This is a genomic window from Paraburkholderia mimosarum LMG 23256 = NBRC 106338 (genome assembly GCF_000739815.1).
Taxonomy (GTDB): domain Bacteria; phylum Pseudomonadota; class Gammaproteobacteria; order Burkholderiales; family Burkholderiaceae; genus Paraburkholderia; species Paraburkholderia mimosarum.
The window spans coordinates 1-6,700 of record NZ_BBJJ01000148.1; the positions used below are offsets into that span (position 1 = coordinate 1).

Sequence of the window (6,700 nt, forward strand, 5' to 3'; positions counted from 1 at the left end):
TGCTAAGGGGTCTCCCACGGCAGCGGGCGTACCTGCCACCATCGCCGTGCGGTCCTCATGATGCCATCCGCTCGCGAAGTTGAACCATAGCGAATGAATGTGGCCGTCGGACGAACGGAACAGGTTGTGTTGCTCTACGAGCCCCGCCGTGCTGTTTACGAGCGCGTAGCCGAAGGGGTCTCCTATGGCGGTCGGTGTCCCTGCCACGATGGCGGTCCGATCTTCGTGGTGCCATCCTGTTTTGAAATCGAACCACAGCGCATGAATGTGGCCGTCGGACGAACGGAACAAGTTGTGTTGTTCTGCGAGCCCCGAGGTACTGTTTATGAGGGCGTAGCCGATGGGGTCTCCTATGGCAGTCGGTGTCCCTGCCACGATGGCGGTGCGATCTTCGTGGTGCCATCCTGTCGCGAAATCGAACCACAGCGCATGAATGTGGCCATCGGCAGAACGAAACAGGTTGTGCTGTTCCACCACACCGGTCGGATTGTTCACGAAGGCATAGCCGAATGGTTTCCCGACCGCGGCAGGTGTGCCGGACACGATCGCGCTGCGGTCCTCCTGATGCCAACCCGTTGCGAAGTTGAACCACAACGCATGAATGTGACCATCGGCCGACCTGAAGAGGTTGTGCTGTTCGAGCAGGCCGGTCGCCTTGTTGACGAAGGCATAGCCGAAGGGGCCGGCCACGGCCGCGGGTGTGCTGGGAACTATCGTGCTACGGTCCTCTTGATGCCATCCATCGTCAAAGTTGAACCAAAGGGCATGGACGTGGCCATCAGCGGAGCGGAAAAGATTATGCTGCTCAATGACGGATTCAGGGTTAGCAGGGGGCGCGATCACGCAAGCCGACTGGGCGTTCGACCATTCGGTCTGTACGAGGAAACCGCCCAGCCGTATGGTTTGACGATTGCAGATGTCGCCTATCTCGTCGCCGGGACCCGTCACAGGGTCATACCATGCATTGCCTTGCGGATCAGTAATCGCTTCTGCGAACTCGTGGCTGGAGACTTCCGTCAGCGTATCTAGGAAGCTGCCCGAGAAGACGCAACCCGGACAGTCAACAAAAGGGATCACCGCATAGTAGACCCCGCCGACATTGCTGTGATAACCGCAATAACCGTTTGGCCCCGTGCACGATTGGCCGTCGATGTTCTCGTTTAATGAAACGACGTTGGGCGGAAGAAAGACGAAATAAAGCTATTAGCCGTCGTCGCCGGGGCCGTGCCAGCGGCGATCCAGCTCTGCAATGCCGTTTGAATCTGCGCATCCGTGACCTGACGCCCTGTGGGAGTGACAGTACCCGGTTCGCTCCCGCTGACTTGCACGGAAGTCAATCGTTTCCCATGTTGAATGCTGGTCGTTGCTGTGCTGTACTCGTGCAGCAGATCCATATAGGAACTGGTGACGATGAAATCGAAGAAGGAGTCGAGTTCGGTCGCCAAGTTAGCGTTGGTGCCGGTGGCCCAAGCCGCGCCCCAGTAGATTGGAATCACTTCGACAGCGCCAATGACGGGGCCGCCGTGATTCACCAACTTCGGAACGGGCGCGCCCTTCAATGGGGACACGCCCCGCGGCACGAAGTCGACGGTTGGGACGATGCGTCGGGGGCCGGTCTTGATCGGTGTGGTCTTGATCGGTGTGGTGTTGTCTGTGATGTCAGTCATGATATGCCTTCGATACGACAGCCAAAAACATTCCGAAGCCTTCAATCTCTTCGGGTCGGATTCCCCAACGCTTGCGACGTAGGCCGATCGACGATCGGCAGTTTGGGAAGGCACAGCTCATAACCCCGCCCATTGAGGCGGGGCGCTTGATTTATCGTTCGATGGCTGGCTTCCAACGAGATCGTATGCACAACATACAATGAGCAATCTAGGTGCATCAGGATGAACGCGATTGCCTTTTGGCGTGTTTATGTACGGCACCGAACACTGAAATGCGAAATGGTTGCTGGGACCATTGCACTAGTCATCACGCGAGAAAATCAAGCGCCGCAGCGCCCGCGAAGCAGCTGACAACCGCTGCGGGGCCGTCGGCGGCGACCCACGGACGTCGGCTGATACCGATAACTTGTCCTCGAGTGACGGTACGGAATGACCTTTTCCCACCGATACCTGCCCCTGCGACTGCAACCGTTCGATCGACAGCAAACGGTCAAAGCAATTCGCCGAACCCAACTCCTTCCGTGATCGACATAACGCCTGATCCGGAACACAAGGGAGCAACCAAGGATCGGCACAGTAGAGCGGCCGCTTTGGAGTGAAGTTATGACGTTCTGGAAAGTCAGCTGAGAGACAGTAACGGGTCGAAATGAGCGTTCCGAACGTCCCCTCTGCAGTCAGGCCGACGGACTGTGAATGCGGGACACATTTGACCGGTGCGAAAATCGGGCAAGAGTTAGCGTTTTGGGTTGACCGCCGCTGCATCGACGGTAAGCGGGTCGGCAGTCTCGACCCTTCTCAGGCCGAGAGCCCCGACCCGCGTCACCACGGCCGGGTATGCCGCATCGCCCCCCGGCGGCACGAAATTTAGACCATTCGTGCGAAACTCAACGTGGAGGGTCCATAGCCCACGATGGATGCCGTAGTGGCGGATCAGGATGGTCGTCAGCTCCAGTGGCTGAAGCAACGGGTATGGAAGCGCGGGATCGGACATCGCGGACTCAGATAAATTGACTCGGCTATATTGCAGTCTATTGTGCATCCATCCGTTGCGTTGGTCGCGATCTAGAAGATGATGCTGTCCAGTTCCACGTCTCGCATGGACACATCGCTTCCTCGGGCAGGTCGGTTTCGCGCGCGCCCGAAACGATCATCGCGTACGGCCGTCGGGCGCTGAACGGCCATGATGAGACATCCGTTCGTTGCGTCGCCATGACATTCGGGCGGCAGTTCCACTTCGCAAGCAGTCATTCAAGGCCTTCCGCTTACGCAGCCACTAATGGTTCATCGGCAGTAATGCGGCGAAGGAATGCGCAGAATGCTGTTGAGAGCGGACATCCGAACGTACCCAGGTGCGTTTCATCTCTTACATTCCGCGATGCTGGCATCGTACCGGCCACCTTTGCCACCAAGCGCCACGGTCGCGGTCTTTGCACTATCCAGTAATGCCGCCACGGCCGCATTGATCATGGCGGGCGTGCCAAACCTTTCTTTCGGTCCGGATAGCGTAAGGGCCCCCACGACTTCGCCCGTCGCGTCAAACACGGGCACTGAAGCCGAAGCGGTCTCGAGATCACGTTCTCCGTAGGACGCCGCCCAGAGCGCGTCACGCACCTCGCTCCACCGCGTATCGAGCGTCTCTGTAAAAGCAAGCAGCACCTTGCCCGACGCGCCCCTGTCGATCGGGAACTCCTCCCCGACACGGATCGACACCCGCACGCTTCTTGTCGGCTCGACGCGATACAGCACCAGGCGACGATCGCCCTGCTGCACGTAGAACGATGCGGTTTCCCCAAGATCGCGGCTCAACTGCTGGAGCAGCGGTTCGATGACCGGTCCCACCTGGAAAGATCTTTGATAGAGCGCGGCAAGGCGTAAGGGCTGGTGGCCAACCCCATACTGCCCGTCGTTCAACTTGCGGATGAAGCCACCGTGCTCCAGTGCGCCCAGCAAGCGCAGGGTTGTACTTTTGTACAAACCCGTGCGGCGCGAGAGTTCGGTGAGCGTCAACTGATCGTCCGTCGGCCCGAAGGCGTTGAGGATCGCGAACGCCCGGTCAAGAACGGCAACGCCGCTGGAATTTTTTCCGGCCTGATCCAAAGGAGCGGCCATTGAAGGCGCTTCCTCGGTGCCGGGGTGTTTTGTCGTCGTGTTCATAGATGCCATCGTAATGTTCCATCTAATAGAACTCAAGTTCTATTTTCTGCGTTTACCCTCCTTGCAGGCGGCCCAACTTCGATCTATAGCTCCATACAACAGAATATAGGTCTATTAGATAGAACAAAGGTGAGTGAATGAGTACGTCACATCCGAAAGTGCTGATCAGTGAGGTTGGGCCGCGCGATGGCCTCCAGAGCATCAAGAGCGTCATGCCCACCGCGGCCAAGCTGCGATGGATCTCCGCGATCGCCGCTGCCGGACTCAAGGAAATCGAAGTTGGCTCCTTCGTACCGGCAAAACTGTTGCCACAGATGGCCGACATCCGCGAAGTCGTTGCGCATGCCCTCTCGATCCCGGATCTTCACGTCGCCGTGTTCGGTCCGAACCTTCGTGGAAGTCAGAGCGCATTCGAAGCGGGCGTGCATAAGGTCACGCTTCCCGTTTCGGTGACCAACGAACATTCGCTCGCCAACATCCGGAAAACCACTGAGCAGATGATCGAGGAAGTCCGCAATATTGTCGCGCTTCGCAATAAGCAGTTTCCAGGCGTACAGACTGAAGCGGGCGTTTCGGTTGCCTTTGGTTGCACGATCGCGGGCGTCGTGAGCGACGATCAGACTATGCGCATGTGCGAGGCAATGGCCGAGTGCGGCGTCGACGAAATCGGACTTTCGGATACGAGCGGCTACGCGAATCCGGCCCAGATACGCCGACTGTTTCGCAGGCTTCAAACGGAATTCGGCGCCAAGGCCGGCGGCGCCCATTTCCATAACACCCGTGGCCAGGGACTGGCCAACGTCATCGCAGCGCTCGAGGTGGGTGTAACGACGATTGACTCCAGTCAGGCCGGTCTGGGCGGCTGCCCGTACGCGCCAGGTGCGACTGGCAACATCGTGACGGAAGACCTGGCTTTCCTTCTCGAAGCCATGGGTTACGACACGGGGGTGGACATCGACAGCCTCATCGCCGCGCGTGCGATTCTCGCCAGCGCGCTGCCCGGAGAGGCACTGAATGGGCACGTGCAGGACGCGGGGCTCCCCAAGGGTTTCGTGTATGCAGATGGCCGCGCACCCAGCGCGCCGCAACCCGAAGGCTGCCTGATTGGAGTAGCGCAATGAGCGACGTAATCGCAAACCAGAATTTGCCGTATAGCGGCCTGCGCGTCGTCGAGATGACGCACATGGTGATGGGGCCGACATGCGGCATGGTGCTGGCCGACCTGGGCGCAGAAGTGATCAAGGTCGAACCTATTGCTGGCGACAGTACCCGCGCGCTGCGCGGGTCGGGCGCAGGCTTCTTCAGCACGTTCAACCGCAACAAGAAGAGCATTGCCGTCGATGGGTTTCCGACACGCAATGGGCGCTCTCGGCCTCGGTTATGCCGCGCTGTCCAGACTCAATCCGCGTCTGGTCTACGTATCGCACAAGGGTTTTTTGCCTGGCCCCTACGATCATCGCACCGCGCTCGACGAGGTCGTGCAGATGATGGGGGGGTGGCCTACATGACGGGACCTGACGGCAGACCGCTGCGCGCCGGCACGAGCGTCAACGACATCATGGGCGGAATGTTCGGCGCCATCGGCGCAATGGCGGCGCTTGCCCAACGCGAACGCACGGGCCGCGGCCAGGAAGTGCAAAGCGCATTGTTCGAGAACAATGTGTTCCTCGTCGCCCAGCACATGATGCAGTACGCCGTGACCGGCAACGCCGCGGCGCCGATGCCAAGCCGCATTTCGGCCTGGGCGGTCTACGACGTGTTTTCGGTCAAAAACGGCGAGCAGATTTTCCTGGCGGTGGCTTCTGCGACGCATTCGGGCTCACGGATCTCAAGGCCGACGAGCGGATCGTCACCAACAATCAGCGCGTGCAGGTCCGCGAATGGTTGCTGCCGCAACTCCGCAAGCATATGGAAGCGTTCACAGCCGCTGAAATCAGCGAAATTTTCGAGCGTTGCGGACTTCCGTATGCGCCGATCACGAAACCGCAGGACCTGTTCGATGATCCGCACCTGCTGGCAACCGGCGGACTTGCCGAGGTGACGCTGCCGCCTGACGCGAGCGGCGCGGGACAAGCGGTCAAGACGAGAACCGCGCTGTTGCCGTTGACGCTCGGCGGGGAGCGCCTGTATCTGCGAGCGGCACCGCCTTCGCTGGGTCAGGATACCCAGGCGCTTCTCTGGGGTCTGGGGTACACGCCGGAGGATCTCCGGCAACTGGCCGAGGCCGGCGTCGTCAAATGCCGCGATGCCCAGCCGGGCGATGCGTCGAACCCCTCGGCGAACGAACTCGCCAGCGCCTAACGTTGCAACAGCCGCAAAGAATCACCGAGCCGCAGAGGCCGCTGGGCTTTCTGCGCGCCTTGATTCGTCTGGAGACGAGACATGACATCCATTTCATCGAACATCACGACAGGCAGTACGGCGGGTTCCACCGTCGAGCAGTCTGCGGTCAGAAAAGCTGCGCGGCGCTGACGATGAATCACGATCTTGGTTTGAGCGCCACCCAGTTCGGCTGGGGCGCGGGCATCATGTTCGCCGGGTACTGTGTGTTCGAGGTCCCGAGCAACCTCGCGCTATACCGCTTTGGCGCGCGGCGCTGGCTTGCCCGCATCGTGATCACGTGGGGATTTTTCGCAGCGGCGACGGCGCTCGCTGTGGGGCCAAAAAGTGGTTCTGGTGCAAATAGGTAGACGGGTTGAGAAAGCTCATATAGGTAGGAAAGCTTATTGATCAAACAGAACCGCATTCCATACGGCGGGCGCAGCGGCCTCCTTGAGGCCGAGCTTCGCGAGATCGAACTGCCCCTTGCGAATACAATGCGTCAACTCGATTCCTGAAATCGTGGTCCCGGCGCTCCCGAATCGCTTGAAACCAGGCAG

At 59.6% G+C, this 6,700-nt stretch carries 5 protein-coding genes and 3 pseudogenes; 3 read left to right on the plus strand and 5 right to left on the minus strand.

The window, feature by feature from the left end; genetic code table 11:
* From BMI01S_RS41560 to BMI01S_RS35445, 4 genes are all read right to left on the minus strand, one after another.
* On the minus strand, positions 1-1,077 hold a 1,077-nt coding region (locus BMI01S_RS41560), incomplete at its 3' end, for a hypothetical protein (protein WP_156123892.1).
* Positions 1,078-1,160: 83 nt separating this feature from the next.
* The gene (locus tag BMI01S_RS35435) at positions 1,161-1,667 is read right to left on the minus strand and encodes a hypothetical protein (RefSeq protein WP_028232929.1); all 507 of its coding nucleotides are present in this window, start codon (positions 1,665-1,667) and stop codon (positions 1,161-1,163) included.
* 733 nt (positions 1,668-2,400) lie between these two features.
* Positions 2,401-2,658 carry a hypothetical protein gene (locus tag BMI01S_RS35440; protein WP_028232930.1) on the minus strand — a complete coding sequence of 86 codons (258 nt, stop codon included), beginning with the start codon at positions 2,656-2,658 and terminating at the stop codon, positions 2,401-2,403.
* Positions 2,659-3,023: 365 nt separating this feature from the next.
* Positions 3,024-3,776 carry an IclR family transcriptional regulator gene (locus BMI01S_RS35445; protein ID WP_036047053.1) on the minus strand — a complete coding sequence of 251 codons (753 nt, stop codon included), beginning with the start codon at positions 3,774-3,776 and terminating at the stop codon, positions 3,024-3,026.
* 182 nt (positions 3,777-3,958) lie between these two features.
* On the opposite strand from BMI01S_RS35445, the gene BMI01S_RS35450 reads away from it, so the two are divergent.
* The 3 genes and pseudogenes from BMI01S_RS35450 to BMI01S_RS35460 form a co-directional block, all read left to right on the plus strand.
* Positions 3,959-4,942, plus strand: coding sequence for a hydroxymethylglutaryl-CoA lyase (locus tag BMI01S_RS35450; protein ID WP_028232932.1), 984 nt, complete (start codon positions 3,959-3,961; stop codon positions 4,940-4,942).
* A pseudogene (locus BMI01S_RS35455) lies at positions 4,939-6,122 on the plus strand (CaiB/BaiF CoA transferase family protein). The gene BMI01S_RS35450 and the pseudogene BMI01S_RS35455 overlap by 4 nt, the downstream one beginning before the upstream one ends.
* An 81-nt stretch (positions 6,123-6,203) precedes the next feature.
* Positions 6,204-6,490 (plus strand): annotated as a pseudogene (locus tag BMI01S_RS35460) (MFS transporter); the annotation flags it as partial.
* Positions 6,491-6,544: 54 nt separating this feature from the next.
* Here the strand turns inward: BMI01S_RS35460 and BMI01S_RS44490 are convergent.
* Positions 6,545-6,700 (minus strand): annotated as a pseudogene (locus BMI01S_RS44490) (IS6 family transposase); the annotation flags it as partial.

What these genes read in the sequence shown, in the direction of transcription:
- BMI01S_RS35435 (WP_028232929.1), bottom strand. Translation starts at nt 1,667, where the DNA reads ATGACTGACATCACAGACAACACCACACCGATCAAGACCACACCGATC.
- BMI01S_RS35440 (WP_028232930.1), bottom strand. Translation starts at nt 2,658, where the DNA reads ATGTCCGATCCCGCGCTTCCATACCCGTTGCTTCAGCCACTGGAGCTG.
- BMI01S_RS35445 (WP_036047053.1), bottom strand. Translation starts at nt 3,776, where the DNA reads ATGGCCGCTCCTTTGGATCAGGCCGGAAAAAATTCCAGCGGCGTTGCC.
- BMI01S_RS35450 (WP_028232932.1), top strand. Translation starts at nt 3,959, where the DNA reads ATGAGTACGTCACATCCGAAAGTGCTGATCAGTGAGGTTGGGCCGCGC.